This is a genomic window from Synechococcus sp. UW105 (genome assembly GCF_900473935.1).
GTDB lineage: Bacteria > Cyanobacteriota > Cyanobacteriia > PCC-6307 > Cyanobiaceae > Synechococcus_C.
The window spans coordinates 103331-128994 of the sequence record NZ_UCNN01000026.1; the positions used below are offsets into that span (position 1 = coordinate 103331).

General features: G+C 60.6%; 26 protein-coding genes and 1 tRNA gene. 10 read left to right on the forward strand and 17 right to left on the reverse strand.

The window, feature by feature from the left end:
• Positions 1 to 58 precede the first annotated feature (58 nt).
• From DXY16_RS10855 to DXY16_RS10865, 3 genes are all read right to left on the reverse strand, one after another.
• A complete protein-coding gene (locus tag DXY16_RS10855; RefSeq protein WP_115121235.1) occupies positions 59 to 1723 on the reverse strand; it encodes an NAD(P)H-quinone oxidoreductase subunit 4 in 1665 nt (554 codons plus the stop codon).
• 128 nt (positions 1724 to 1851) lie between these two features.
• Complete coding sequence (locus DXY16_RS10860; protein WP_115121236.1) at positions 1852 to 3852, reverse strand: NAD(P)H-quinone oxidoreductase subunit 5; 2001 nt, start codon at positions 3850 to 3852, stop codon at positions 1852 to 1854.
• Between the two features lie 34 nt (positions 3853 to 3886).
• Complete coding sequence (locus DXY16_RS10865; protein ID WP_115121266.1) at positions 3887 to 4588, reverse strand: NnrU family protein; 702 nt, start codon at positions 4586 to 4588, stop codon at positions 3887 to 3889.
• A gap of 172 nt (positions 4589 to 4760) precedes the next feature.
• On the opposite strand from DXY16_RS10865, the gene DXY16_RS10870 reads away from it, so the two are divergent.
• Positions 4761 to 5774 (forward strand): LysR family transcriptional regulator, encoded by a 1014-nt coding sequence (locus DXY16_RS10870; protein ID WP_244281660.1) that lies wholly within the window; start codon positions 4761 to 4763, stop codon positions 5772 to 5774.
• On the opposite strand, the gene DXY16_RS10875 is transcribed toward DXY16_RS10870, so the two are convergent.
• Positions 5771 to 6376: a DUF3172 domain-containing protein gene (locus DXY16_RS10875; protein ID WP_115121237.1), complete on the reverse strand. Its 606-nt coding sequence runs from the start codon at positions 6374 to 6376 to the stop codon at positions 5771 to 5773. The two genes, DXY16_RS10870 and DXY16_RS10875, sit on opposite strands and share 4 nt — an antisense overlap.
• Positions 6373 to 6720: an NAD(P)H-quinone oxidoreductase subunit M gene (locus tag DXY16_RS10880; protein WP_115121238.1), complete on the reverse strand. Its 348-nt coding sequence runs from the start codon at positions 6718 to 6720 to the stop codon at positions 6373 to 6375. Before DXY16_RS10880 ends, DXY16_RS10875 begins: the two co-directional genes overlap by 4 nt.
• A 105-nt stretch (positions 6721 to 6825) precedes the next feature.
• On the opposite strand from DXY16_RS10880, the gene pds reads away from it, so the two are divergent.
• Positions 6826 to 8244, forward strand: coding sequence for a 15-cis-phytoene desaturase (gene pds / locus DXY16_RS10885; RefSeq protein ID WP_115121267.1), 1419 nt, complete (start codon positions 6826 to 6828; stop codon positions 8242 to 8244).
• A gap of 3 nt (positions 8245 to 8247) precedes the next feature.
• Entirely contained in the window at positions 8248 to 9156 is a 909-nt protein-coding gene (locus DXY16_RS10890; protein ID WP_115121239.1) for a phytoene synthase, read from the forward strand.
• An 87-nt stretch (positions 9157 to 9243) separates the two neighbouring features.
• Here the strand turns inward: DXY16_RS10890 and DXY16_RS10895 are convergent, their stop codons facing one another.
• Complete coding sequence (locus DXY16_RS10895; protein ID WP_115016300.1) at positions 9244 to 9672, reverse strand: RNA-binding protein; 429 nt, start codon at positions 9670 to 9672, stop codon at positions 9244 to 9246.
• A 61-nt stretch (positions 9673 to 9733) separates the two neighbouring features.
• Complete coding sequence (locus tag DXY16_RS10900) at positions 9734 to 11017, reverse strand: CCA tRNA nucleotidyltransferase (RefSeq protein WP_371410908.1); 1284 nt, start codon at positions 11015 to 11017, stop codon at positions 9734 to 9736.
• On the opposite strand from DXY16_RS10900, the gene DXY16_RS10905 reads away from it, so the two are divergent.
• From DXY16_RS10905 to DXY16_RS10915, 3 genes are read left to right on the forward strand one after another with little or no spacing between them, the layout of a single operon-like run.
• The gene (locus tag DXY16_RS10905; RefSeq protein WP_115121241.1) at positions 11010 to 11261 is read left to right on the forward strand and encodes a Ycf34 family protein; all 252 of its coding nucleotides are present in this window, start codon (positions 11010 to 11012) and stop codon (positions 11259 to 11261) included. The two genes, DXY16_RS10900 and DXY16_RS10905, sit on opposite strands and share 8 nt — an antisense overlap.
• Positions 11258 to 11878: a tRNA (adenosine(37)-N6)-threonylcarbamoyltransferase complex dimerization subunit type 1 TsaB gene (gene tsaB, locus DXY16_RS10910; protein ID WP_115121242.1), complete on the forward strand. Its 621-nt coding sequence runs from the start codon at positions 11258 to 11260 to the stop codon at positions 11876 to 11878. Before DXY16_RS10905 ends, tsaB begins: the two co-directional genes overlap by 4 nt.
• Positions 11879 to 11883: 5 nt before the next feature.
• Positions 11884 to 12465 (forward strand): YdcF family protein, encoded by a 582-nt coding sequence (locus tag DXY16_RS10915; protein ID WP_115121243.1) that lies wholly within the window; start codon positions 11884 to 11886, stop codon positions 12463 to 12465.
• Here DXY16_RS10915 and DXY16_RS10920 read toward each other — a convergent pair.
• The 5 genes from DXY16_RS10920 to rpaB all read right to left on the reverse strand — a co-directional run bounded on the left by DXY16_RS10920 (position 12435) and on the right by rpaB (position 17243).
• On the reverse strand, positions 12435 to 13121 hold the full coding sequence (locus DXY16_RS10920; protein WP_115121244.1) for a 1-acyl-sn-glycerol-3-phosphate acyltransferase: 687 nt from the start codon (positions 13119 to 13121) through the stop codon (positions 12435 to 12437). The genes DXY16_RS10915 and DXY16_RS10920 overlap by 31 nt on opposite strands.
• Positions 13122 to 13123: 2 nt before the next feature.
• On the reverse strand, positions 13124 to 14020 hold the full coding sequence (gene fabD, locus DXY16_RS10925) for an ACP S-malonyltransferase (RefSeq protein ID WP_115121245.1): 897 nt from the start codon (positions 14018 to 14020) through the stop codon (positions 13124 to 13126).
• A 27-nt stretch (positions 14021 to 14047) separates the two neighbouring features.
• A complete protein-coding gene (locus DXY16_RS10930) occupies positions 14048 to 15076 on the reverse strand; it encodes a beta-ketoacyl-ACP synthase III (RefSeq protein ID WP_115121246.1) in 1029 nt (342 codons plus the stop codon).
• Between the two features lie 102 nt (positions 15077 to 15178).
• Entirely contained in the window at positions 15179 to 16516 is a 1338-nt protein-coding gene (gene plsX, locus DXY16_RS10935; protein WP_115121247.1) for a phosphate acyltransferase PlsX, read from the reverse strand.
• A complete protein-coding gene (rpaB, locus tag DXY16_RS10940) occupies positions 16497 to 17243 on the reverse strand; it encodes a response regulator transcription factor RpaB (protein ID WP_115016344.1) in 747 nt (248 codons plus the stop codon). Before rpaB ends, plsX begins: the two co-directional genes overlap by 20 nt.
• Positions 17244 to 17354: 111 nt before the next feature.
• Between rpaB and radA the strand changes: the two genes are divergently transcribed.
• Complete coding sequence (gene radA, locus DXY16_RS10945; RefSeq protein ID WP_115121248.1) at positions 17355 to 18758, forward strand: DNA repair protein RadA; 1404 nt, start codon at positions 17355 to 17357, stop codon at positions 18756 to 18758.
• A gap of 7 nt (positions 18759 to 18765) precedes the next feature.
• On the opposite strand, the gene DXY16_RS10950 is transcribed toward radA, so the two are convergent.
• Positions 18766 to 19287 (reverse strand): photosystem I assembly protein Ycf3, encoded by a 522-nt coding sequence (locus tag DXY16_RS10950; RefSeq protein WP_115016346.1) that lies wholly within the window; start codon positions 19285 to 19287, stop codon positions 18766 to 18768.
• 73 nt (positions 19288 to 19360) lie between these two features.
• Between DXY16_RS10950 and DXY16_RS10955 the strand changes: the two genes are divergently transcribed.
• Genes DXY16_RS10955 through DXY16_RS10965 form a run of 3 tightly spaced genes read left to right on the forward strand, consistent with a single transcriptional unit; the run spans position 19361 to position 23294 of the window.
• Positions 19361 to 21694 (forward strand): cation-translocating P-type ATPase, encoded by a 2334-nt coding sequence (locus DXY16_RS10955; RefSeq protein WP_256359595.1) that lies wholly within the window; start codon positions 19361 to 19363, stop codon positions 21692 to 21694.
• On the forward strand, positions 21691 to 22338 hold the full coding sequence (gene tmk, locus DXY16_RS10960; RefSeq protein ID WP_115121249.1) for a dTMP kinase: 648 nt from the start codon (positions 21691 to 21693) through the stop codon (positions 22336 to 22338). Before DXY16_RS10955 ends, tmk begins: the two co-directional genes overlap by 4 nt.
• On the forward strand, positions 22338 to 23294 hold the full coding sequence (locus DXY16_RS10965) for a DNA polymerase III subunit delta' (RefSeq protein ID WP_115121250.1): 957 nt from the start codon (positions 22338 to 22340) through the stop codon (positions 23292 to 23294). The genes tmk and DXY16_RS10965 overlap by 1 nt, the downstream gene beginning before the upstream one ends.
• A 9-nt stretch (positions 23295 to 23303) precedes the next feature.
• Here the strand turns inward: DXY16_RS10965 and DXY16_RS10970 are convergent, their stop codons facing one another.
• From DXY16_RS10970 to DXY16_RS10985, 4 genes are all read right to left on the reverse strand, one after another.
• Entirely contained in the window at positions 23304 to 24101 is a 798-nt protein-coding gene (locus DXY16_RS10970) for a response regulator transcription factor (RefSeq protein ID WP_115121251.1), read from the reverse strand.
• 302 nt (positions 24102 to 24403) lie between these two features.
• Positions 24404 to 24475, reverse strand: a tRNA-Asn gene (locus tag DXY16_RS10975).
• A gap of 23 nt (positions 24476 to 24498) precedes the next feature.
• Positions 24499 to 25188, reverse strand: a complete 690-nt coding sequence (locus DXY16_RS10980) for an ABC transporter ATP-binding protein (RefSeq protein WP_115121252.1) — start codon at positions 25186 to 25188, stop codon at positions 24499 to 24501.
• A complete protein-coding gene (locus tag DXY16_RS10985) occupies positions 25181 to 25444 on the reverse strand; it encodes a hypothetical protein (RefSeq protein ID WP_115016327.1) in 264 nt (87 codons plus the stop codon). The genes DXY16_RS10980 and DXY16_RS10985 overlap by 8 nt, the downstream gene beginning before the upstream one ends.
• Positions 25445 to 25664: the final 220 nt, after the last annotated feature.

Below are 25664 nucleotides of genomic sequence, written 5' to 3' on the forward strand. Positions count from 1 at the left end.
GAAAATTACGAGCCTTGTTGGTCGTCGTCCGTTCAGATCGCCGAACGGACGAAGTTCGTTACGCCTGCGGGATGGATGGAGCCTGGATGAGTGTGGACACAATGGGTGAACTCCGAATCAGCGGAGCGGTTGGTTGGGTGATCCGTTCCATCGCCACCACATCCCGGTTCACAAGTGCTTCGATTGAGCTGCTGTAGCTGTCGGTCATCAGGCGGGGATAGAGGCCGATACCGATGATGGGCACCAAGAGGCAACCGATCACGTACACCTCGCGGGGCTCCGCATCCACAAGGTTCGTGTGCGACACCAGTTCGCTGTTCTCCTTGCCGAAAAAGATCTCGCGAAGCATCGAGAGCAGGTAGATCGGTGTGAGGATGACACCCACGGCGGCTAGGCCAGCGATCACGATCCGGAAAGTGAGGCTGTAGGCCTCGTCGGTGGCAAAGCCGGCAAACACCATCAGTTCGCTCACGAAGCCGCTCATGCCAGGCAGCGCCAGGGATGCCAGGGAGCACACAGTCCAGAGGGCGAACATCACCCGCATTTTCTGCCCCACGCCGCCCATCTCATCCAATTGGAGGGTATGGGTGCGGTCGTAGGTGGCTCCAACAAGGAAGAACAGACTGGCGCCAATCAGGCCGTGGCTGATCATCTGCAACATCGCTCCGCTGGTGCCAAGAGAGCTAAAACTGCCGATGCCAATCAGCACGAAACCCATGTGGCTGATTGAGCTGTAGGCGATCTTGCGTTTGAGGTTGCGTTGGGCGAAGGAGGTCAGGGCGGCGTAAATGATGTTCACCACGCCAAGCACCACAAGTAGAGGGGCGAACTGAGCGTGGGCCTCCGGCAAGATCTCTGCGTTGAAGCGCAGCAAGGCGTAGCCGCCCATCTTCAGGAGGATGCCCGCGAGAAGCATGTGCACCGGTGCCGTGGCTTCCCCATGGGCATCAGGGAGCCAGGTGTGGAGCGGCACAATCGGTAGCTTCACGCCAAAGGCGATCAGCAAGCCTGAGTAACAGAGCAGTTGAAAGCCAGTGCCGAAGCCTTTTTGGGCCAGCACGCTGTATTCGAAGTTGGGTGTGCCACCGCCGAAGAAGCCCATGGCCAGGGCTGCCAGCAGAATGAAAAGAGAGCTCCCCGCGGTGTAGATGATGAATTTGGTGGCTGCATATTGACGACGCTTCCCTCCCCAGATCGCCAGCAACAGGTAAACGGGGATGAGCTCCAGCTCCCAGGCAAGGAAAAACAGGAGCATGTCTTGCACAGCGAAAACGGCGATCTGGCCGCCATCCATCGCCAGGATCAAGAAGAAGAACAGCTTGGGCTTGAAGGTGACAGGCCAGGCGGCCAGCACCGCCAATGCGGTAATGAAGCTGGTGAGCAGGATCAGCGGCATGGAGAGACCATCCGCGCCTAAGGCCCATGTGAGGCCTAGATCTGGGAGCCAGCTCACCCGTTCGGATAGCTGCAGGCCGCTGACCCCTGGGTCATAGCCATTCAGATAGGCGGCAACGGTGATCAGAAAGGTGATCAGGGCGATGCCCAGCGCGAACCATCGCACTTGTTTCCCCTCCCCCTGGTCGGGGAAGAAAGGAACGATCAGGGCGCCGACGATCGGGAAAAGGATCGAAAGGCTCAGCCAGGGAACCCCCGCTGCGATCGCAGTGGCGGGGATGCCCACCGTCTGAGGATCAAAGGGAGGGCTGACGGCAAACTCCAGCACGTGCAAGCCTTTTCAGGTCTGCGTGGAGTGTAGAAACGTCTGGCCACTTGGCAGCTTTCCATCTGCTTTGGGACACACAGCGTCAGACAACCGGGTGCATCCAAGTGAGGCCAGGCTCAGCTGATTGGTCAGCCGAGGGCTCCGAACAGCACCACCATTGCGATCACTCCGCCAAACACAATCAGGGCGTAGAACTGAACCCGGCCGGTCTCGAAATACTTCAGACCTTCGCCGCTGCCAAGGGTCAGGAGGCCGGTCAGATTGACCACGCCATCCACAACCTTGGCGTCCACTTCCAGCACCTCTCTTGCCAGTTTGCGGCTGCCGCGAACGAAGAGTTTTTCGTTGATGGCGTCTAAATACCATTTGTTGGCCAGGAAGGCATTGAGCGTCGGCACACGAGCTGCCACCAGTTCTCCAAGATCAATGCGATGCAGGGCATAAGCCAGCACCGCGATGGTGATTCCGGTTAATGAGATGGCAACAGAGGCTCCAGCAAGGGGTAGAAATTCACTCCAGCTGAAGTGTTCTGCCATCTCAGCGGCTTCCTCGGGGTTGAGAAGACCGGCGAAGCGACTGTTCCAGGGGGTTCCCAGCAGACCGATCAGCACGGACGGCACTGCGAGCACCGCAAGCGGCAGCGTCATTGGCCAGGCCGACTCATGCACGCTCTCAGCGTGGTGCCCATGGCCGTCATCGGCACTCTTGCCTGCGGTAGCCAGCAGCTCGGCCTGAATCGTTTTGTCGTTGCCTCGAAACTCTCCCTCGAATGTGAGGAAGTAGAGGCGGAACATGTAAAAGGCGGTCATCCCGGCTGTGAGGAAGCCGACAGCCCAGAGCAACGGATAGGTGTTGAAGGCCTGGCCAAGAATCTCGTCCTTGCTCCAGAACCCAGCCAGCGGAGGAATGCCACTAATGGCCACACAGCCGATCAGAAATGTGATCGCTGTGATCGGCATCTTTTGGCGCAGGCCTCCCATCAGACGCATGTCCTGAGCGAGGACAGGTTCATGCCCCACGACATCTTCCATGGCATGGATCACTGAGCCGGAGCCAAGGAAGAGCATGGCCTTGAAGAAGGCATGGGTCACCAGATGGAACATGCCGGCGACAGGAGCTCCGCAGCCCATCGCGAGCATCATGTATCCGAGCTGCGACACAGTGCTGTACGCCAGCCCCTTTTTCAGGTCCATCTGGGTGAGAGCGATTGAGGCTCCCAGGAAGCAGGTGATGGCACCGACGACGGCAATGACCAGTCCGACGCTGGGGAATTGGGCGTAGAGGGGCTCGAGGCGTGCCACCAGGAAGACGCCTGCCGCCACCATGGTGGCGGCATGGATCAGGGCGGAGATGGGCGTAGGGCCCTCCATCGCGTCGGGTAGCCAAACGTGCAAAGGGAACTGGGCCGATTTGGCCATCGGACCCATGAACACGAACAGGCAGAGGGCAATCGCGGCCCAGCCAGGCACCGTGCCATTGCTCATGGCAGCGGAGAGCCCATCGGCGATTCCCTGGAAATCAAAGCTGCCCGTAGCCCAGAAGAGGCCGAGAATGCCGAGCAGCAATCCGAAGTCGCCAACACGGTTGACGATGAAGGCTTTTTGAGCGGCGTGGGCTGCACCGTCGCGGTCGTACCAGAAGCCCACGAGCAGGTAGGAACACATGCCCACCAACTCCCAGAACACGTAAATCTCAAGCAGGTTGGGGCTAATCACCAGACCCAGCATTGAGCTGCTGAAAAGGGCCAGGTAGGTGAAGAAGCGCACGTAGCTCTTGTCGTGCGCCATGTAGCCGTGGGAGTAGATCAGCACCAGAAAGGCGATGGTCGTCACCAGGGCAAGCATCACCGATCCGAGTGGATCCACCACGAAGCCCATCGGCAGGCTGAAACTGCCTGCACTGGCCCATACGAAGAGATGCTCGACCGGAGGTGCTCCTCCAAGTTGTTCAAACAGCACCGCGTAACTGATCACCGCGGCAGCTCCGACACAGCTGAGCAGGAGAACGGCCACCGGCTTGCGCAGCCGGTTGATCGTGCGGTTGAAACTGATCAGTCCCAGGCCTGTGATCAGTGCTCCAATCAGCGGGAGCACTGGGATCAACCAGGCGTAATCAGCGGCCGAGTGCATCCGGTCGAGGCAGGCTGAGAGGAGTGTAGGCAGCTCAGCCGAGCAGGCTCTCTAGCCGTGAGTGCAGAAAGGCAGTGGTGCCGATCGGAATCCAGCGGTGGGCCCACCAGAAAACCCCCACGGCGATTGCAATTCCTAGTTGGGCTGGACGCAGGAACTCACTCCATATCAAGTGTTGCCGACCATCCAGCACAGCCACGAAGGGCAGGACTGAGGTGTTCGCGAGTAATTCATCGAAGGCTGTGCCGAATCGCTGACGCAGGCGACGGTCGCCATGCCAGATCGCGAAGAGGTGATGACCAATCAGGCCGATGCAGGTGACAAGCATGAAGCTGCTGCCGATCCAAAGGGCATGGCTGAAGCACCAGAGAACCTGGCCGATGGCTTGAGGGTGGCGGCTGATCCGGATGACCCCCGTTGCATACATGCGCACTTGGGGCTTGAGCACTGCTGGAATCTCCAGCAAGTTGTAGGTGGCTGGATAGAGGAAGAGAAAGCTGATGGCTGTCAGCAGCCAAATCACTGGAATGATTCCAGGCGTGCCTTGGAGATTCCAGAGGCGCAGGCCGTCATAGCGGTGGGCCAGAAAGTAACCGATCACGACCACCGCGGCAGGAATGCTGGCGGCGGCGAACAGCAGCCGCCATGCCCTGGCCCCGATGCGTTTCTCGGCCTGAGTGCGCAAAGCTGCACCGCCGCTGTGGATCACCGCGAACAGCACCAAGAGGCCCAGCATCACGAGGCTGGTGTGGTGAACGGTGCTAGGGATGGCTTCGGCCACGGAGTGCTGCTCTCAGCAATCCGCTGATTCTGGAAGCTGGTGTGTCCGGCGGTGAGCGCGTGATCCATCAACGCCGCCATCCCACCTACAGTTTTTGAGTTCTTCCTGCCCGGGTGCGCAGGCCCCTATGGCCGATCTGCCCTTCACCCTGGATCAACTACGCATTCTGCGGGCCATCGTCAGCGAGGGCAGTTTTAAAAAAGCAGCTGACAGCCTGTTTGTGACCCAGCCGGCGGTGAGCCTGCAGATTCAGAACCTCGAGAAGCAGCTCGAGGTGTCGCTGTTCGACCGTGGGGGTCGCAAGGCCCAGCTCACAGAGGCCGGACATCTGCTGCTCGGCTACTGCGACCGGATCCTCAGCCAGTGTCATGAGGCTTGCCGTGCTCTTGATGACCTTCACAACCTCAAGGGAGGCTCACTGGTGGTCGGTGCTAGTCAGACCACAGGGACCTATCTGATGCCGCGGATGATCGGCCTATTCCGGCAGAAATATCCGGATGTGGCGGTTCAGCTGCATGTGCACAGCACCAGGCGCACTGGCTGGAGCGTTGCCAATGGTCAGATTGATCTGGCGATTATCGGCGGCGAACTACCGCCTGAGCTGAATGAGCTGCTGCAGGTTGTGCCCTATGCCAGTGATGAACTGGCACTGGTGCTTCCGGTCAAGCATCCTCTGGCCCGGTTGATGGAACTGAGCAAGGACGATCTCTATCGGCTTGGTTTTGTCTGTCTCGATTCCCAATCCACCACGCGAAAGATGGTGGACCAGTTGCTGGCCCGTTCTGGGCTTGATGTGCAGCGGCTGCGCATCGAGATGGAGCTCAACTCGCTCGAGGCCATCAAGAATGCTGTCCAGGCCGGATTGGGGGCAGCTTTTCTGCCGGTGGTCTCGATCGAGAGAGAGCTCAATGCCGGCACGCTCCATAAACCAGCGGTGGTGGACTTGCAGGTGCGCCGACAGCTGAAGTTGATCAGTCACCCTGCCCGGTACTGCTCCAGGGCGTCAGATGCGTTCCGTAGGGATGTCCTGCCGCTCTTCGCCAGTCCTGATAGCCCTTTGCGTCAGCTCCGTAGCGGTCAGGCTCAGCAGCAGACCCCGGCTGAGAAGTCAGCCGGGGATGCTGATGCCCGCGTTACTTAGAACTGATCGGCCTCTGGGGTTAGCCCAACGGTGTCATCAGCGACGCCCTTCGTGATGAATTTGTTTTCGCGGATGTCGGTCTGATAAACGCAGCGCACAAATGGTTTATCGCGAATCGAGCCGATGTAAGCGAAGGTGTTCATCCGTTGTTTGCACTCCCGTTCCTGTTCCTGTGTGATCGCCCCCTCTTTACGCAGCACAGACCAGTTTTCTCTGCGGATCACACAGCCGGCCTGAAGCGCTGGCTGGGTCACGAAGCTGCTGACGGGGTTCATGGTTGTGTACATCTCCAAATCCATGACATAGGCACTCGCTCCCCACCTTTTGCAGAACTCCGGATCAGGAACAGCCATGTCCAGTTGCTGACTGCTGGCGATATTGCCCTGATCGCCCTGGGTGGTGCTGGTCACGGCACTACCAATGCCGATTCCCACCACAAGAATTCCCGCCAGCACAGCCACGCTGCCGGTGTTCAATGTCAGCCCTCCAGGACCAGACGGACCTCCACCTTGAGGCGGGGATGGGGGGCGGGAACGCCTGGGCCGGGGCCGTTCGTAACCCCCTTGGTCATAGCGCGGGCGGTCGTAGGGGGAGCGGCTCACAGCAGTTCAGGAGATCGGGGCAGGCCCATCGAATAGTTGAGGACGCGACAATCGGGGTTGTAGCTCAGTTCACCAGCCTGAAGCAGCTGCCGGATGCATCCCTCGAGTTCTGTGCCGATGCGGCGAAGGTTGTAGTCACTCAGTTCGGCACCGCTGTGGCTGTCCACAAGATCCCTAAATCGCTGCTGAACAGTGGCAACGGTGCTGTCAGTCCAGATGAATTCGTTGTCCGGATCAAGGTCCAGGGTGAGCTGCTCGGGGTCTGGAACGAGGTTCTTGTTCTCCACCTTGGCTGTAAACAGCCGTACGTGACGGGTGGTGCACTTCAGCAGGGTCTCGGCCATGGCAACGACGATCCCCGAGGGGATCAGGACGGCGGTTGAACCGACTTTAGGAAGCAAGTGGGGGTGGGCTGCTTTTAAGGTTGTTTGCAATTTCAGAGCACCACCATGCGCATCGCTATTGCAGGAGCCGGTCTGGCGGGACTCTCCTGTGCGAAGTACCTGGCGGATGCTGGTCATACGCCGGTGGTGCTTGAGTCGCGTGACGTTCTTGGCGGCAAGGTTGCGGCCTGGAAGGACGAGGATGGGGACTGGTATGAGACAGGTCTGCATATCTTTTTCGGGGCGTATCCGAACATGTTGCAGCTGTTCAAGGAGTTGAACATCGAGGACAGGCTGCAGTGGAAAAGTCACTCGATGATTTTCAATCAGCCTGAAGAGCCCGGTACCTACAGCCGTTTCGACTTTCCCGATCTGCCTGCTCCAATCAATGGTGTGGCAGCCATCCTTGGCAACAACGACATGCTCACGTGGCCGGAAAAGATCAGTTTTGGTCTTGGCCTGGTTCCTGCGATGCTGCGAGGTCAGGGCTATGTCGAGGAGTGCGATCAATACTCATGGACGGAATGGCTGCGTCTGCACAACATCCCTGAACGCGTCAACGATGAGGTGTTCATCGCCATGAGCAAGGCGCTGAACTTCATCGATCCCGACGAAATTTCCTCCACTGTGGTGCTGACAGCACTGAATCGTTTCCTGCAGGAGAAGAACGGTTCCAAGATGGCTTTCCTGGATGGAGCGCCACCGGAGCGGCTCTGCCAGCCGATTGTTGAGCACATTGAAGGGCTGGGTGGAGAGGTGCATCTCAACAGCCCTTTGCGGGAGATCAAGCTCAACGACGACGGCAGTGTTGCGGCCTTCCGGATTGGCGGCCTCGATGGCCAGGGGAGCCGTGACATCGAGGCCGATGCCTATGTGAGTGCATTGCCGGTGGATCCTTTCAAGCTGTTATTGCCCGAGCCGTGGCAGCAGATGGAGGTCTTTCGCAAGCTGGATGGCCTGCGTGGTGTTCCCGTGATCAATTTGCACATGTGGTTCGATCGCAAGCTCACCGATATCGACCATCTGCTCTTTAGTAGATCGAAACTTCTCAGTGTTTATGCCGATATGAGCATCACCTGCAGGGAATATGAGGACCCTGATCAGTCCATGCTCGAGCTGGTGTTCGCTCCGGCGAAGGATTGGATTGGACGTCCTGATGAGGAGATCATCGAGGTCACCATGGGCGAGCTCAAGAAGCTGTTCCCGATTCATTTCAGTGGTGACAACCCCGCCATCCTGCGGAAATACAAGGTCGTCAAAACGCCCCTCTCGGTTTACAAGACCACGCCGGGCTGTCAGCAGCTGCGTCCGGATCAAACCACGCCGATCAAGAATTTCTTCTTGGCCGGCGACTACACCATGCAGCGCTACCTGGCTTCGATGGAAGGTGCTGTGCTCAGCGGCAAACTCTGTGCCGCTGCGGTAGACCGCAAGCGTGACCAGCTGGCATCATCGACCCCTGTCAGCTCGCCGGTGTCGGCCTGAGTCATGCCCCTCGCCGCACCGGATCTCGACGCTGCCTACGAGAGTTGTCGGCAAGAGACCGCGACTTGGGCGAAAACGTTCTACCTCGGAACGCTTCTCCTCCCTTACGAGAAACGAAGAGCGATTTGGGCGATCTACGTCTGGTGCCGTCGCACGGATGAACTGATGGACAGTGCCGAGGCCCAGGCCAGGCCTGTGTCCGAGCTGGCGGATCGACTCGATCGCTGGGAAGAGAACACCCGTGGGATCTTCTCCGGGCAGGTCATGAGTGACCTGGATGCGGTGATGGTGGACACCCTTGAGCGATTCCCCCAGTCGATCCAGCCCTATCTCGACATGATCGAAGGGCAGCGTATGGATCTCACTTGGACGCGCTACGCAACCTTTGACGATCTTCGCCTCTATTGCTATCGGGTCGCTGGCACTGTGGGTCTGATGACCCAGGGGGTCATGGGGCTGGATGCGGCTTACACCACGGCACCCTGGAGCGACGTGCCGAACACGTCGGATGCAGCAGTCGCCCTTGGTATCGCCAACCAGCTCACCAATATCCTTCGCGATGTTGGCGAGGATCGTGGCCGCGGCCGGATCTATTTGCCTCAGGAAGATCTCACCCGTTTTGGCTATAGCGAGGAGGATCTGCTCGCTGGACGTCTCAACGATGCCTGGCGGGAACTGATGGCCTTTCAATTGGAACGGGCTCGCGCTTGGTTTGCTCGCTCAGAGGCTGGTATCCGCTGGCTGTCAGCTGATGCACGCTGGCCGGTATGGACGTCATTGCGTTTGTACCGCGGCATCCTCGACGTGATTGAGCAGCTGGACTATGACGTCTTCCAGAACCGGGCCTATGTGGGTCGTCTAGGCAAAATGCTCGAATTGCCCCGTTCGTTTGTGATTGCTCAGACGCGCTGAGTCAGCAGCTCTCAGGCTCGGCCACCAGCCATCAAAAAAAGCCTGAGATTGAACTCAGGCTCCTGAGGGGTCAATCAGACCGTTTGTTCAGACAGCTGTCTTCTGGTTGCCCAGGAGATCCTTGAGCTTGGAGAGTTCACCAGCCCAGCGGGGGTCAGGAGCTTCTTCTGCCTTGGCATCGCTATGAACCACTTTGTTCACAGCTTTGCGGGCGGTACCAGGTGCATGGGAGGCCCCAGGACCTCGGCGGCCTCCACCGGCATTGTTGTCGCGACGCTCTGAGCGCTCGACCCGCAGGGCGTTGCCGCCAAAGTCCTTGCCGTTGAGCTGCTCAATGACGGCATCAGCGACTTTCTCGTCGTTGATGTTGGCAAACCCAAAACCGCGGCAGGTGCCGGTTTCACGGTCGAGTACGGCTTTGAAACGGATTCCTTCCCCGATGCTGGCGAGCTGACTCTCAAGCTCCTTGGAATCAAAAGACTGCGGCAAGTTGCCGACGTAAAGGCGAACGCTCATGGGAGGAGGGGAAGGAACAATGATCCGGTCAGTTCGATCAGTGTCGACACTGCAATGGCAGTTAATCACAGCGTGGTCGGCTGACTGGGGCGTCTGCCGAGGCCTGTCCCTGTTCCTGCAACCATGCCCGGGCTGTAGCCAATGCGACTTTTTGACTGCTCAATCGCCCGAATGCCTGCTCCAGCGCCAAGTGTCGCAGCAGACGACCAAGGAGGGGCCCTGGGGCGATGTTCAGCTCTGTCTGGAGGGTGTTGCCGTCGAGGGGCGAGCGAGGATGAAAAAGGCGGTCATCCGGATTTCGCCAGCGCTCCAACCATTGTCGCTGGGTGGCTGCCGGTAGCTGAACGATCAGAGCAGGTAGATCGGCAGCCAATTCGGAGTGAAGGCGGAGACGCTCCTCCGGGGGCAGGTTCGCAAAGCTTTGGCCGTCATCTTGTGACAGCCAACGTCGTAGCTGGCAGCAGCGATGGATCTGCCTGCGACTAAAGCGCAGTTGCTTGAGGCCATCGTCGCTCAACAGCTGGGTGAGGCGAAGAAGCGGCAGCGCTAGCTGGCGTTCCTCAGCGCTGAGCAGGCTGCTTTGCTGCTCGAGTTGTGATCCCGGACCCGATTCTGCTTCAGCATTCAGCCTCGACCAGGGCTGCAGCAGTTGGCTGCTTTGCAGTTGATCCATGGCTTGGTCAGCGCCCGGGGCCTGTACGAGCTTGGTCAGTTCCGCCTGGATTCGTTCCGGTGCAGCTTGCGAAAGCCTGTGGCTGTGGCGCTGGAGCAGCGGCCAGGTGGAGGTGGCGATTGTGAAGCCCAGCTCTGCGGCGATGCGGATGCCCCGCAGTAGACGCAAGGGATCATCGATCAGGTTGTGTTCCCCCACGGCCGTCAGCAAACCTGCCTTGAGATCAGCAAGACCGCCGGTTGGATCAACCAGCCTTGGGCTACTGCCCAGTTCCAAGGCAATGGCGTTGATCCGGTAGTCGCGGCGTTGGAGATCCGCTTCCAGGTTTTGACCCTCCTGTCGGGCGAGGTCGATCGTCCAACCCTGCACCACCAGCCGGGCCATGTCGCGTGCTTCATCCAAGACGACGCAAGCCCCGCCATAGATCTTTGCGAGTTGTCTTGTGGTGTGCAGGGCGCCGTCTGGGACGATCAGGTCGAGATCTGGGGTGGGGCTCAGACGACCCAGCAGTGCATCGCGCACAGCTCCACCCACCAAAGCGCTGCCTGCCGGAAAAGCAGTTGTGGGAACTGGCCATTGCTCTGGAGCCAGTGCCTTGAGCAGCAAACTCGTCTGAAGTGTCGGTTCGGCCTCCAGAATGGGACCCTCAGCGGCTGGGGGAGGCATGTGCATCTGCGTTGATTGCCGCTGGGTCGATCGTTGTCAGGCCTATCACGCGGTGGAACGCCAACATGGCGCACTCCATCTCACGCAGCACCCGGATGTGGTGCCGGAGCAACCCAAGATTCACATCAGTGTTGTTGATCTTCCCGGTGGTGGTGCGGGTGTGGAGTGGGATGTGCGTCATTGCGGCAGCTTCGAGTCGGAGCCCGGTCGCTGGCAGCGTCTCCGACCAGGTGCGGAGCTGCCCCGATGAGTCGTTGGCTGCTGGCGTTGCATAGTTCCACGCCTGTACTGGGAGTGGCGGCTCTCGACGTCGATGATCCAGTGGACAGTCGGCGTCTGATCACACAGCCTGCTGGGCGGGGGCTCACGAACAGCCTTCTTGGTGCGGTGCAGGATGTGTTGCCCGCTGCGTGCTGGCCCTCCATCGCGCGTTTGGGTGTGGCCATTGGACCCGGTGGTTTTACCGGGACCCGCCTGACGGTGGTGATGGCGCGCACGTTGGCGCAGCAACTCGATTGCCCACTGGATGGTGTGAGCAGTTTCGCGTTGATGGCCTCAAGGTTGGCGAGGGAGGCGCCGCTGGCATCACCTCAGGAGCCGTTCTGGATTGTGCAGGACTTGCCGAGACGTGGTCAGGTTGGTGGCGTCTATCGCCTGCGACCAGATGACCGTGTGGAAGAACTGCAAGTGCCCCATCTTCTTGAGGAAGGGGCACAGCCGTCGCCGGCTTTGACCATGGCTGAGAACGTGGCAGAGGATGTCGGCCGTCTGCTCGATCTCTGTCTGCTGGCCCATCGCCGTCAGGAACCAGCACCTTGGCATGAGGTGCTGCCGATTTATCCCACCTCTCCGGTCGGAGTGGTGTGAGGGCGATGCGCAGGCGCTGGCGGTCGATCGCAGTGGCTGGGGTGCTGGGTGCTCTCTGTGCAGGACCGCTTCAGCCCTATCGGCAGGCGTTATTCACCGATCAGGGTCCAGAGCGGATCTTGGTGCTCGGCGGCGATGTGGATCGGGAGAGGGTCGGGCTCAAGCTGGCGCGGCAGATGCGCTTACCGCTGGTGGTGAGCGGCGGAAGTAACCCGGAGTATGCCCACTGGCTGATGGAGGAGGAAGGGCTCTCGGAGGGACAGGTGGTGCTGGATTACCGCGCCTCCGACACCCTCGGAAATTTCACCTCGTTGGTGGATGATCTCCAGCGTGATCGCGTTCAGCACGTGTTGCTGGTGACGAGTGAGGATCATCTCCCCCGGGCCCTGATGGTGGGATCCGTGGTGGCGGGCAGCCGGGGCATCCGTCTCACCGGAGTGCCGGTCGCTTGCTCTGATCGTTGTGAGCTGGAGAGCGCAGGCAAGCGCTGGGGAGATGGCCTTAGGGCTCTGGCCTGGGTTCTGACGGGTCACGACCTGAAGCCATGGGCTCGTGCTCAGTGGGACCGATTGCTGAGTAGGCCTTGATCCAGAAGTGCATTGATGCGTCGCTGCAGTTCCAGAGTGGTGGCTTCCAGATCTGGTTTGCGACGGCTCGCCGGAGGTGGAAGCGGTTCGCCGATCCGCAGCTGGATCGGCACCAGTCTTGGCACGCTTTGGCCTGTACCAAGGGCCCTGTGGCTGTTGATGATGGCCACAGGCAGAAGGGGTGCTCCGCTGCGGGCGGCCAGTAGGGCAGCGCCTGGCATCGGCTGGTTCACCCGGCCGTCGGCCTGGCGTGTGCCGTCGAGGAAAACACCTGTAGCCCAGCCGTCCTGCAGGCGCGCCGTGGCGGTGCGGATGGCTTCACGGTCACTCGCTCCGCGCTTCACCGGGTAGGCGCCGCATGCTCGGATCAGGGAGCCCAACAGAGGGATTCGAAACAGCTCCGCTTTGGCCATGAAGGCCACAGGACGGCCAAGGGCATGGCCGAGCAGAGGAGGGTCCAAGTGGGAGGCATGGTTGGCGACCACCACCACAGGCCCTTGGCTTGGCACATGTTGATTGCCTCTGGTGCTGCCACGGAAGAGACCGCGGAACAATGGGAATACCAGTAGGGCACTCACCAGCCTGTAGGTCAAGCTGGGCCTTGGCGTCAGCAGCAGCGGAGCCGCGGAGTCTGTCACCGACAGAGAGGAGGGCACGATCAGAGCCCCAAGTCATCAGCGCCCGCCAGTTGGCTCGTGACCACGCCGCTGAGGGAGCGTTTCGCAAGACCGCTGAGCACGTTTCCAGGCCCGATCTCCACCAGGGTGTCAACGGCGTGTGTGGTCATTGTTTCCATCGTTTCCCGCCAGCGCACTCCTGTGGTCATCTGATCGCGCAGGCGTTGTTTGATCACCGTCGCATCACATGTAGGGCTGGGGTCGGTGTTGCTCAGCACCGGCACGCGGGCATCCTCGAAGGCAATTGCATCCAATGCTTCTGAGAAGCCTTGGGCTGCCTCGGCCATGAACGGGGAATGAAAGGCTCCGGAGACCGGCAGGGGAATGGCCCGCTTGCAGCTGAGTTGGTCGGTCACCGCCTTCACGGCTTCGGGGGTGCCAGAAAGAACGACCTGAGCGGCGCTGTTGTCGTTGGCGATCACGACCCCATCCTCAGCGGCCACTAAGGATGTGAGCTGATCACGGTCAAAGCCGATCACGGCGCTCATCGCACCGCCGCCAGCGCTGGCCATCAGGGTGGAGCGCTTGAGCATCAGTTCCAGGCCGATTTCGGCATCGAACACTCCTGCGGCATAGAGCGCCACCAGTTCTCCCAGGCTGTGTCCCGCCACCAAGGCGGGTTCGCGACCCTGACGGCGTAATTCGTCCACAATGAGCGACTCCACCACAAACAAGGCTGGCTGGGTGTTGCGGGTGTCATTGAGGTCCGTTGGGCCCGTTCCATTCAGCTCCTCGCCACGGCAGATCGCCAGGAGATCACGCCCCAACAGGCGGGAGGCCTGGGAGAAGCGTTCTTCAGCTCCTGGCAGGCTGAGTACAGGGTCGGCCATGCCGACTTTCTGAGACCCCTGACCAGGGAACACCCAGGCGATCGCCATCGAAAAGCGTGCGGTTGTGGAGGGAGCCTACGAGGGTCCCTGCCAGCGCAGAAGGGCTGCCCCCCAGCTCAGGCCAGCACCGAAGCCACTACTGGCGATCCGGTGACCTGGCTGGATGCGACCGTCGCGCACGGCTTCATCCAGCATGAGGGGGATGGTGGATGCTGAGGTATTGCCGTAATTGGCGAGGTTGCTCAAGACCTGACTGTGGGGGATGGCGAAGCGATCGGCCACGGCATCGAGGATGCGCTGATTGGCCTGGTGCAGGAGCAGCCAGTCGATCTGGTCTGCGCTTGTGGCGGTTTCAGTCAGCAGGGTCTTGAGAATCGCCGGAACTTCCCGCACTGCGAACTTGTACACCTCCTGACCATTCATGCGGATCGGGTCGTAATGCCCCTGTTGATGGCTGGTCTCGCCCACCAGTGGGCTGCGTTGCGCTGTCTGAGGCAAGTTGAGGCACTCGCCTCGACTGCCATCGGTACGCATCTGAAAACCGAGCAGCCCGTTGGACTCGTTTGGGCAGGCTTCGAGAGCAAGGGCGCCGGCCCCATCACCAAACAGCACACAGCTGCGGCGGTCGTCCCAGTCGACCCAGCTACTCAGTTGATCAGCACCGATCACCAACACTCTGCGCATCGCTCCTGTGCGCAGGAACTGGGAGGCAGTGATCAGAGCGAAGAGAAAACCGCTGCAGGCCGCTGTGAGATCAAAGGCCACGGCCTGGCGTGCACCGAGCAGGGCCTGCACCTTGGGCGCGGAGCCGAATAGGTCGTCCGGTGTGGAGGTGGCTAGCAACACCAGGTCGAGACTGTCAGCCTCCCAGCCGGCCATGGCTATGGCCTGGCGGCCCGCTTCTGCACTCAAGCTCGAGAGCGTTTGGCCTGGACCGCAGATCCGCCGAGTTTGGATGCCGGTGCGGGTGCGGATCCATTCATCGTTGGTTTCAACCCGCTCACCCAGTTGGTCGTTGCTGATCTGTTGCTCAGCACGGGCGCTGCCGCTGGCCACCAGGGCCACGCCGCCGGAGGGTCCGGAGAGTGGGGCTGATCCAGCCAAGGGCGACGTCAGAACAAGTGGCGCCAGTCAATCACAGCCTTGGGGTTGTGCTCATGCTTCAACCGCACCAGGCAGACTGGCTCAGCCTGGTGCAACGAAGGTTCAGACCCCGACAGTGCTGCTGGTATTGCCCAGTGCTGCCAGGTCATCCATAACGCCATGGCTTGCGGCGGAATGGGCAAGGCGCAGGGCGCTGAGCACCGAGAGGGCACGGCTGCTGCCGTGGCCGATCACGCAGATTCCATTCACTCCCAGCAGGAGGGCGCCGCCGTGTTCTGCATGATCCAGACGTTTCTTGATGCGCTTCAGATTGCTGCGCAGGAAAGCTGAACCAACTTTGCCCCGTCGGCCCCGTGGCAATTCAGCGCGAAGCACGCCCAGCAGCACACTTCCTACCGATTCCAGGAACTTGAGAATCACGTTGCCTGTGAAACCATCGCAGACCACAACATCGAATGCACCAGACAGCACATCGCGACCCTCGCAGTTGCCTGCGAAGAGGAGCCGCGATTCCTTGGAGAGCAGGGCGTAGGTCTTCAGGGCGAGATCGTTGCCCTTGCATTCCTCCTCGCCGATGTTGAGCAGACCTACACGTGGTTTGGCCACCTGGAGCACATCGCGGCTGTAGATGTTCCCCAGCAGGGCGAATTGATGCAGGTAGGAGGGTTTGCAGTCCATGTTTGCTCCCACATCAAGCACCAGCACCGGTTGGCCGGGGTCTTTGGTGGGGAAGAGCGCACCGATCGCGGGCCGTTCAATGCCTGCTAGACGACCCAGTCGAAAGATGGCCGACGCCATCACGGCTCCTGAATTGCCTGCGGAATAGACCGCCAGGGCTTCCCCTTTTTTCACCAGATCCATCGCCATGTTGATGCTGGCGTTGCGCTTGCGCCGCACCACGGTGGCTTCCTCATGCATCTCAACCGATGGTCCACTGGCCACCAGGTCAAGATGACCCGTTTCGATCGCAGCATTCATGGCGTCCGTTAGCCCCATCTCTGCTGCGGCTGCCTGAACCCGATCGGTTTCGCCGACGAAGCGAATGCGTAGCGGTAGGCGTGCAATCGCCTCCAAACAGCCTTCAAGAATTGCGCCTGGGGAATGGTCGCCGCCCATGCCGTCGACCGCCACCCAAAGGCGGTCATTGTCATGAATGGTGTCCTCGCCATCGTTGTTGCCACCCTGGAGGCGGCGCAGAGGATCGAAAACAAGGGGCTGGAGCACGCTCCCGGCCACGGTTCCCGCGCTGGACACAACACTGCCGGCCACGCTCCCTGCCACTGATCCTGCGGCCGTGGCCGACGTGGTAGCGGTGTCCACCAAGGTGGTGACGGCCGCATTGCGGCGATACCAGATCACCAGGCGGCGGACGGCCTTGGAGCGTCGGGGTTTGGTCCGGAACGACGGTGTCGCTGCGGAATCAGGGTCCTTCGGAGGCAACGGAATCAACGATGCGCTGGAACAGGTAGCCGGTGCCACGAGCCGTGAGAATCAGCTCGGGATTAGCCGGATCGTCTTCCAGTTTGGAGCGAAGCCGGGAAATATGAACATCCACCACGCGGGTATCAACATGGCGTTCGGGGGTATAACCCCACACTTCCTTCAGGATCTCGCCACGGCTGAAGGGCTCGCCTGAGCGACTCACCAGCAGTTCCAACAGGCTGAATTCCATCCCTGTGAGACGGATTCGCTCATCAGCTCGGAACACTTGGCGTTTGTTCGTGTCGATGCGCAGGTCGGCGACCTGAATGAGCCCGGAATTCGGGATGCCTGCGACTTGCTCCTTCTCGACACGGCGCAGCACGCAGCGGATGCGAGCCTCGAGTTCCTTGGGGCTAAATGGCTTGACGACGTAGTCATCAGCGCCAAGTTCTAAACCTGTGATGCGATCGGCCACATCGCCAAGGGCGGTGAGCATCACGATCGGAACATCCGATTCCTTGCGCAGTTCCTGGCAGACGCCATAGCCGTCGAGTTTCGGCATCATCACGTCGAGCACAACCAAGTCGGGCTCGGTGTTGCGGAAGCACTCCAGTGCTTCATTGCCGTCGCAGGCCGTGATCACGTTGTAGCCGATCATCGATAGGCGAGTCTCCAGAATCCTTCGGATGCTGGCCTCGTCATCGACCACGAGGATGGTTTCCTTGGCAGGACTGGCGACTGTCATCAGGCCCGCGGGCACTACAACATCTGTTTACACCTAAGTTGCCGGCGGCCCCGGATATTCATCCGCAGCCAATTTTCTTCATAGTTCGACTTCTTATCAATCGCCCTCATCGTGGCCCGTTCCGTCTCGATTTACGTCTGCCAGAGCTGTGGGGCTCAAACCCGTCAGTTCTTCGGTCGTTGCAATAGCTGTGGCAGCTGGAACTCCCTCGTGGAGCAGTCGCAACCCAAGGTGGATGGACGCCGCCACCGGGCGGGTTCAGATCCTGCCTCCACCCCGGCTGCACGACGGTCTACAGCCATGGCTGACCTCGGTGAGCTGCCGATGCAACGGCTGGCCAGTGGTTATGCGGAATTGGATCGGGTCTTGGGTGGAGGCCTCGTGCCGGGCTCGTTGGTGCTGGTGGGCGGAGATCCTGGGATCGGCAAGAGCACACTGCTGCTGCAGAGCGCCACGGCAATGGGTCGGGAACGGTCGGTGCTTTATGTGAGTGCAGAGGAATCTGCCCAGCAGGTCAAGCTGCGTTGGCAGCGTCTTCAGGGCTGTGGCGCTGATTTGCAGTTGCTGGCGGAAACCGATCTGGAGCTGGTGCTGGAGGAGCTCGAGGCGCTCAAGCCCGATGTGGCGATCATCGACAGCATCCAGGCGCTGCATGATGCCAACCTCACCAGCGCTCCGGGCTCAGTGGCCCAAGTGCGGGAATGTGCTGCTTCGCTTCAGCGTTTAGCCAAACGCCAGAACACGGCCCTTGTTTTGGTGGGGCACGTCACCAAAGAAGGGGTGCTGGCAGGTCCGAAGGTGCTGGAGCACCTCGTGGATGCGGTGCTCACATTTGAGGGGGATCGTTTCGCCAGCCATCGCCTTCTGCGTGCGGTGAAGAATCGCTATGGCGCCACCCATGAGCTTGGGGTGTTTGAGATGCGTGGCCAGGGTTTGGAGGAGGTGGGCAATCCCAGCGAGCTTTTTCTGAGTGGGGACCAGGCCAGTGGAGTGGCCACAATCGTGGCCTGTGAAGGCACACGCCCTCTGGTGGTGGATCTTCAGGCTCTGGTTAGCACCACCAGCTACGCAAGCCCTCGCCGCACTGCCACGGGCATTGCCGTGAACCGTTTGCATCAGATCTTGGCTGTGCTTGAAAAGCACATGGGTTTGCCTCTGTCCCGTTACGACTGCTACCTAGCGGTGGCTGGTGGCTTGGATGTGGAAGAGCCTGCTGCTGATCTTGGCGTGGCGGCAGCAGTGGTTGCCAGTTACAGAGATCTCACTCTTCCTGCAGGCACGGTGCTGCTTGGTGAGCTCGGATTGGGAGGTCAGCTGCGGGCTGTCCCGCAACTGGAGCTGCGGCTGCAGGAAGCGGCAAGGCTGGGATTCCGCCGGGCGGTGGTTCCGCAGGCCAGTGGAATGAGTGCAGCTGCCGCGGCTTTGGGGCTTGAGCTGCTTGAGGCATCCAGAATCACCGAGGCGTTGGTGATGGCTCTCGGAGATGGTTTGGTCTCTCAGGACGAAGCTGGCTGATGGGGGCTCAGAAGTAGACGTCCACGTTGCTGCGACCGGTGGATTTCAACCAATTCTCGATGTCGAGATAGCCACCAGGGTTGAGTCTGACGGCCTGGGTCCAGGCCTCAGCAGCACGGTCGAACCAGCTGTCGGCCTCATCGCGGAGGCCTGCCTCCTCGGCGATCCGGCCCCGCTTCTCGAAGATCAGGCCCATGTTCTTCAGGCATGAAGGCTGTTTGGGGTTCTCTTCAAGGGCCTTCTGATAGGTCTCAATCGCCCTGTCCTCCTCGCCGTTGCTCATGAAAATGATCGCCATGTTCTTGAGGGTTTCGCCTCGGTCGATCGGGTTGTCCTCGAGCTTCAGGCTTTCCTCATAGTTCTCCAGGGCTTCGGCGTAATCACCGTCGTTTTGTGCAGAGAGGCCATCTCTGTAATAGACGTAAGCCTCCTTGGAGCGGGCGTTGATCGGAAGCAGCTTCACGATCAGATCAGCCATCACCGTGAAACTTTTGTCGATGAAGTTGTCGTTGCGGTTGCTGCGGGGCACGGCTGGCCTGGTGGATTTCAACCATCCTGGGGCACGTGGCTCTGCCTAGGCTGGAAACGTCTTAATCCCTGCTGTGAGTCGCTCCGCTGCCGTTGGCCCCCAAGCCACCATTCTTCTCGATGTGGAGGGCATGAAGTGCGGGGGGTGTGTGCGTTCTGTGGAGCGCACGTTGCTTGAACAGCAAGGTGTGCAGGAGGCCAGTGTGAATCTGGTCACTCGCAGCGCTTGGCTCTGCCTTGATGGCGAGGGGGAAGCCTTGGATGGGGTGCTGAAGGCCCTTGCCGATAGGGGCTTCCCGGCCAAACCCCGTTCGCAGTCACCCCTCCCTGCTGTTGGCCAGAGCCCAGAAGAAAGCTGGGGATGGTGGCACCAGTGGCGACAACTGATGGTGGCTCTGGTGTTGCTGCTGCTTTCGGTTCTCGGCCACCTCGCGGAAGGGGGGCATCTGTCTTTGCCCGTGGTGGGAGAACTGCCGTTTCATGCCGCGTTGGCAACGGCGGCGCTCTTCGGCCCTGGGCGATCGATTCTGGTGGGGGGCTGGAAGGCGATGTGGGCAGGGACCCCCAGCATGGACACCTTGGTGGGCCTTGGCGTTAGTAGTGCCTATGGCGCCAGTGTGGTGGCACTGGTGTGGCCCCAGGTGGGCTGGCCCTGTTTCTTCAACGAGCCTGTGATGCTGCTCGGCTTCGTGCTGTTGGGGCGTTTTCTGGAGGAGCGGGCTCGGGTGCGTACCGGTCGTGCCCTCAAGCAATTGGCGGCACTGCAACCCGATCAGGCCCGATTGGTCATGGCCGACGGCAGCGTCCGAGACGTGGCTGTAGCTGCCCTTCGTCCCGGAGAGCAGCTACAGCTGCTGGCGGGCGATCGCATTCCGGTGGATGGGGTGGTGATCGAGGGGCGCTCCGCTGTGGATGTGTCGAGTCTCACCGGTGAGCCCCTGCCGCTTGAAGCTGCACCGGGAACGGAGCTGTCGTCAGGGAGTCTCAATCTGGAAGGCACCCTGGTGCTGGAGGTGCAGAGGGTTGGCGCTGAAACGGCTCTGGCCAGGATCATCGCCATGGTTGATCAGGCCCAGGCCCGCAAGGCACCGATCCAGGGGCTCGCTGATCGCGTTGCCGGTGGCTTCTGCTACGGGGTGATCAGTCTCGCAACCGTGACTTTTTTGTTTTGGTGGCAGGTGGGGCCGCGGCTTTGGCCCGATCTGCTGGCGGAACCGATGCATGCAGCTCATCACCATGGCGTGGTCGGCCATGGCCTTCATGGTCCGCTCGGAGCCGGTGCTGAAACGCCCTTCGGGCTGGCCCTGCAGTTGGCCATTGCGGTGCTGGTGATCGCTTGCCCCTGCGCACTCGGTCTGGCGACTCCCACGGTGATCACCGTTTCCTCTGGACTCGCGGCCCGTCAGGGATGGTTGTTTCGGGGCGGTGATGTGATCGAACTGGCCGCTGGCCTTGATCGTGTGGTGTTTGACAAAACCGGCACGCTCACCTTGGGCAGGCCTCTGGTTGCCGAGATCATGGCCAGTGTTGATCCAGTCCGCACGCTGCAGCTGGCGGCCAGTGTGGAGCACACCAGTCGCCACCCTCTGGCCTATGCCTTGTTGCAGGAGGCGCAACGCCGCAATCTGTCGCTGTTGCCAGTGACTGCAAGCCGCACCATTCCAGGACTCGGTGTGGCTGGTGAGTTGGAGGGTGTTGGCGAAACGGTGAGGGTGGGGGCACCCGAATGGCTCCAGCGGGAAGGGGTGGTCTGGTCCTCCTCGTTGCAGGCCGTGCTCGATCAGGTCGCTGACCGCGGTCAGTCGCTGCTGGCCGTGGCTCTGGGCTCCGAGCCACTTGGACTGATCAGCGTGGATGATCGTCTACGCCCTGATGCCTCTGTTGCCCTTCAGCGCTTGCGAGGGCAGGGCCTCAAACTGGCGATGCTCAGTGGAGACCGCCAACCGTCGGTGGAACGCCTGGGCCACCAATTGGGCTTCACGTCTGAGCAGTTGGCCTGGCAGCTCCTGCCGGAGCAGAAGCTTGATCGGCTTGAGACGTATCGCCGCACAGGAAAGGTGGCCATGGTGGGGGATGGCATTAATGATGCCCCTGCACTGGCTGCTGCCGACTTGGGTATCGCCGTTGGAACGGGGACGCAAATCGCTCAAGACACCGCCGATCTTGTGTTGCTTGGCGATCGACTCGAGGCAGTGCCTGAAGCCTTGCAGCTTGCCCAGCGCACCATGGTCAAGATCCGACAGAACCTGATCTGGGCTTTCGGCTACAACCTCTTGGCCCTGCCGGTGGCAGCCGGTGCGTTGTTGCCCGGTTTTGGCTTGTTGCTATCGCCCCCATTGGCAGCGTTGTTGATGGCTCTCAGTTCGATCACAGTGGTTCTCAATGCTCTGAGCTTGCGCTTGCCATGACCCATGAGCGCGGCTGCTTCCTTGTGATGGAAGGGATTGATGGCTGCGGCAAGACCACCCAGTTGCAGCGGCTGGTGAATTGGTTGCCTACGTCCGGGCTGATGCCACCGGGGACTGCCGTCGTGCAGACGCGCGAGCCCGGTGGAACAGCACTGGGCCAGGCCCTGCGGCAGGTGCTGCTCCATCCTCCGGACGCGGCCGAGCCTGGTCCTGTGGCCGAATTGTTGTTGTACGCAGCAGACAGAGCCCAGCATGTCGACAGGGTGATTCGACCGGCATTGGAGCGTGGGGACTGGGTTTTGAGCGATCGCTTCGCGGGCTCGACCCTGGCTTATCAGGGCTATGGCCGTCAGTTGGATCGGTCGTTAATCGAGCAGCTCGAGCAGATCGCCACCGGCGGTCTGGGAGCGGATGCCACCCTTTGGCTCAATCTTCCCTTGGAGCTCAGCCTCGCCCGTCGTGCTGATCAGAGCAATGATCGGATTGAGTCCGCTGGTCAGCTGTTCTTGCAGCGGGTTTGCGATGGCTTTGCGGCTCTTGCCAAGGCTCGGGACTGGTGGGTGATCGATGCCGCTCAGTCACCGGATGTGGTGACGGAGCAGATCTGCAACCGCCTGACGGCTGCATTCTCCGGGCAGCGCTGATGGGGGCCTTGTTTGCTGATCTGGTGGGTCAGGCTCAGGCCGTGGCGCTGCTGGAAGCCGCCTTGACGAAGGATCGCGTTGCTCCGGCCTATCTGTTTGCTGGTCCGGAGGGTGTGGGACGTTGCATGGCTGCTCTGCGCTTCCTGGAAGGTGTTTTGCAAGCGGGGCAGTCAGACCTGCGTCAACGGCGACGTCTTGAGGCTCGCAACCATCCTGATTTGCTTTGGGTGGAGCCCAGCTATTCCCATCAAGGCCGTTTGATTGCTCGCTCCGAGGCCGATGAGGCTGGCGTCAGTAAACGCACGCCACCGCAAGTGCGCCTGGAGCAGATTCGCGAGGTCAGTCGTTTTCTCGCCCGGCAGCCATTGGAATCGGCCCGAGGCTTGGTGGTGATCGAAGACCCTGAGGCAATGGCCGAGTCGGCTGCCAATGCGCTGCTTAAAACGCTGGAAGAGCCGGGGCATGGGTTGTTAATTCTGCTGTCTGCAGCACCGGATCGTTTGCTTGCCACCATTCGTTCCCGCTGCCAGCAGATCACCTTTCAGCGCCTTAGCTCCGGCCAGATGGAGGAGGTGTTTGGGTGGCTTGAAGACGATGAGCGTGCCCAGGCTGCTGCGGCCATGGCCCAGCCCGAGCTGGTTGCCCTCGCGGCAGGGTCGCCCGGTGCTCTGCTCAGCCATGCCGACCAGTGGCAGTTGGTTCCAGAGGGGCTGCGGGATCGACTGGTGGCTCTACCAGCCAAGCCGGCAGATGCGCTGGCACTGGCCCGCGATCTCAGTGAAGCGCTGAGCGGAGAGCAGCAGCTGTGGTTGATCTCCTGGTGGCAGCAGCAGCTTTGGTATCGGCAAGGTGATGTGGAGGCGCTGCACCGTTTGGAACGACTGCGCAGCCATTTGCTCTCCTACGTGCAGCCCAGGCTGGCCTGGGAAGTCACCCTGCTCGACTTGTTGGAGTAACGACCTGAATCAAGCGCTGGCGCGCTTGCTCTGTTCATCTTTTTGCTGACGCTCTTCCCGGGCTTGAGCCAGCACATCATGCAGGTCGTCAAGCTGAGCACCGGTGGGAAGTTCCAGGCAGTAACCGGCTCCGTAGACGGTTTTGATGAAACGTGGTTTACGAGGGTCGGGCTCAAGCTTCGTCCGCAAATGACGAACGTGCACCCGGATGGTCTCGATGTCATCGTCTGGCTCGTAGCCCCAGACCTCTTTGAGGATGAGGGAGGGCGCAACGGTTTGTCCGTGGCGTTGGAGCAGGCAGTGCAGCAGCTCGAATTCGAGATGGGTGAGGCGTACTGGCGTGTCGAACCAGATCGCTTCGAATCGTTCGGGCACCAGAGTGAGTGGTCCGTAGCTCAGAATCTCGTTGTGATTTGAGCTGCCGACCGGAGCGCGGTCGCTGCGGCGCAGCAGAGCTTTCACCCTGACCTGAAGTTCCTCGAGGTCGAAGGGTTTGGTGAGGTAGTCGTCAGCGCCAGAATTGAAGCCGCTCACCTTGTCTTTGGTGCCGCCCAAAGCAGTGAGCATCAGGATCGGAATCCCGGCGGTGCGCTCATCGCGGCGAAGCCGCTGGCAAAGGGTGAGCCCGTCAACCTTGGGCAACATCAGATCCAGAAGGATCAGATCCGGCGTGTATTGCAGCGCAAGAGCCTGGCCCTTGATGCCGTCATCGGCACGTTGCACATCGAAGCCACCGTGCTCCAAATGCCCGGCCACAAGCTCGCGCATGTCGCTGTCGTCTTCGATCAGGAGGATGCAGGGCTTCATCGGAGCGAAGGCACGGTGAACAGAGGGGAAGCGGGGGGAAGAATGTCGCTGCTACGGATTCTCACAAGATTTGTAGGCCCTCCGACGCCTCTGTGCATGGGCTTGCGCATTGCGGTAAGAGCTGGAATTCTGGCTCTCACTGCGATTTGCTGGCTCAGGTAGGGGTTGGTAGTGCCTGTCTTTTCAGAATGTCTTCGGAATCGTGGCCTTGTTTGTAACGGAATCGCGATTTCTGGAGGGGCTAACTGGGCCTCCTTAGGTACAAAAAAACCACAGCTTTTGGCTGTGGTTGAAGTGAAAAACTCCCCGGGCGGGATTCGAACCTGCGACCAATCGATTAACAGTCGACCGCTCTACCGCTGAGCTACCGAGGAATGGGACCCGAAGAACTTACCCTTCAGCCCCGCCGCCCTGCAAGAGGTTGAAGCTGTCGTCGTAGTTTTCGTCCGTCGCGCCAGCCGGCGATTCGGCCCCTCTCCATGCGGGCGGCCCCATCGGCATGGTCGAGTTCGTCGAGCCGGTGGGTCACCCATAGAGCGGTGAGGGGAGACTGGGAGCGGTGGCAGAGCTGCTGAACGGCGGCCAGCACCGTGTGTTGGCTGGCTGGATCCAATAGGGCTGTGGGTTCGTCCAATAGCAAGAGTGTGGCCTCGCTGGCCAGGGCGCCCGCAATCGCCAATCGTTGTTTTTGGCCACCGCTGAGGGTGTGGATCGGTCTTGTCGCCATCCCGGCCAAGCCCACTTGCTCGAGCAGGTGATGGATGCGTTGTTGGCGCTCGGATCTCTTGAGATGGCGAGGCAGGTTGAGCAGCAGTTCGCTGCCACAGCTGGGTAGAAGCAGCTGATGATCAGGGTTCTGAAAGACCAACGCCGGTCGGAGTGTGCAGTGGATCGTGCCGGTTTGGGGCTTGACCAGCCCGCCAATCATGCGGAACAGGGTGCTCTTGCCGCTGCCGTTGCTTCCCACCAGCATCCACAGTCCTGGTCCCGGCAGCGTCAAGCTGCACTGGTCAAGAGCGTTGGTGCCGCAGGGCCAGCGAAAGCTGACCCGATCAAGGCTCAGGCCGGGGCTTGTGTGGTCAGCCATCAAATGCGAACCCAGGACGCTTGCTGCCGCCGGCTCCGGAGGCCTTCTCGTAGATCTGTACGGCGAGCACTTCGCTGCTCAGCACGCTGACGCGTTTGCCTTCCATCTTTTCGCAAGTGAGTTCAAGCAACAGAGGTTGGCCTTGCTCCATGGTTTGGCGCACCTGTTGATACAGGGTCTCTGCGGCTGCCTGCTCCTTGCGCTGCACTGAGACCGGCATCGGACTCATCTTCAAGGCCAGTTCAATGATGTACACGAGGGCGAGCTGCGGATTGGCTCATTCTTGCGAATGGTTTCGCCAGCCGCGCTATGCCCTGGCGGTAAGTATTTCCACTCATCTGTGTAAACGGTGGTGGGCTTCCTTCCCCCAGAACGGCCTGTGCCCATTAGTCTTCTGCGTGTAAAGCTTCATGAAGTCCCCCTCATGACGATCGCTGTAGGACGCGCGCCTCAGCGGGGATGGTTCGACGTCCTCG

Bases quoted from the DNA above. Each gene is read 5' to 3' on its own strand.
- DXY16_RS10860 (WP_115121236.1), bottom strand. From the start codon at position 3,852: ATGCACTCGGCCGCTGATTACGCCTGGTTGATCCCAGTGCTCCCGCTG.
- pds (WP_115121267.1), top strand. From the start codon at position 6,826: ATGCGCATCGCTATTGCAGGAGCCGGTCTGGCGGGACTCTCCTGTGCG.
- DXY16_RS10905 (WP_115121241.1), top strand. From the start codon at position 11,010: ATGTGCATCTGCGTTGATTGCCGCTGGGTCGATCGTTGTCAGGCCTAT.
- DXY16_RS10970 (WP_115121251.1), bottom strand. From the start codon at position 24,101: ATGAAGCCCTGCATCCTCCTGATCGAAGACGACAGCGACATGCGCGAG.
- fabD (WP_115121245.1), bottom strand. From the start codon at position 14,020: ATGGCGATCGCCTGGGTGTTCCCTGGTCAGGGGTCTCAGAAAGTCGGC.
- DXY16_RS10870 (WP_244281660.1), top strand. From the start codon at position 4,761: ATGGCCGATCTGCCCTTCACCCTGGATCAACTACGCATTCTGCGGGCC.
- DXY16_RS10900 (WP_371410908.1), bottom strand. From the start codon at position 11,017: ATGCACATGCCTCCCCCAGCCGCTGAGGGTCCCATTCTGGAGGCCGAA.
- tsaB (WP_115121242.1), top strand. From the start codon at position 11,258: ATGAGTCGTTGGCTGCTGGCGTTGCATAGTTCCACGCCTGTACTGGGA.
- DXY16_RS10890 (WP_115121239.1), top strand. From the start codon at position 8,248: ATGCCCCTCGCCGCACCGGATCTCGACGCTGCCTACGAGAGTTGTCGG.
- DXY16_RS10865 (WP_115121266.1), bottom strand. From the start codon at position 4,588: ATGCTGGGCCTCTTGGTGCTGTTCGCGGTGATCCACAGCGGCGGTGCA.
- rpaB (WP_115016344.1), bottom strand. From the start codon at position 17,243: ATGACAGTCGCCAGTCCTGCCAAGGAAACCATCCTCGTGGTCGATGAC.
- DXY16_RS10980 (WP_115121252.1), bottom strand. From the start codon at position 25,188: ATGGCTGACCACACAAGCCCCGGCCTGAGCCTTGATCGGGTCAGCTTT.
- DXY16_RS10965 (WP_115121250.1), top strand. From the start codon at position 22,338: ATGGGGGCCTTGTTTGCTGATCTGGTGGGTCAGGCTCAGGCCGTGGCG.
- tmk (WP_115121249.1), top strand. From the start codon at position 21,691: ATGACCCATGAGCGCGGCTGCTTCCTTGTGATGGAAGGGATTGATGGC.
- DXY16_RS10895 (WP_115016300.1), bottom strand. From the start codon at position 9,672: ATGAGCGTTCGCCTTTACGTCGGCAACTTGCCGCAGTCTTTTGATTCC.
- DXY16_RS10915 (WP_115121243.1), top strand. From the start codon at position 11,884: ATGCGCAGGCGCTGGCGGTCGATCGCAGTGGCTGGGGTGCTGGGTGCT.
- DXY16_RS10880 (WP_115121238.1), bottom strand. From the start codon at position 6,720: ATGGCCGAGACCCTGCTGAAGTGCACCACCCGTCACGTACGGCTGTTT.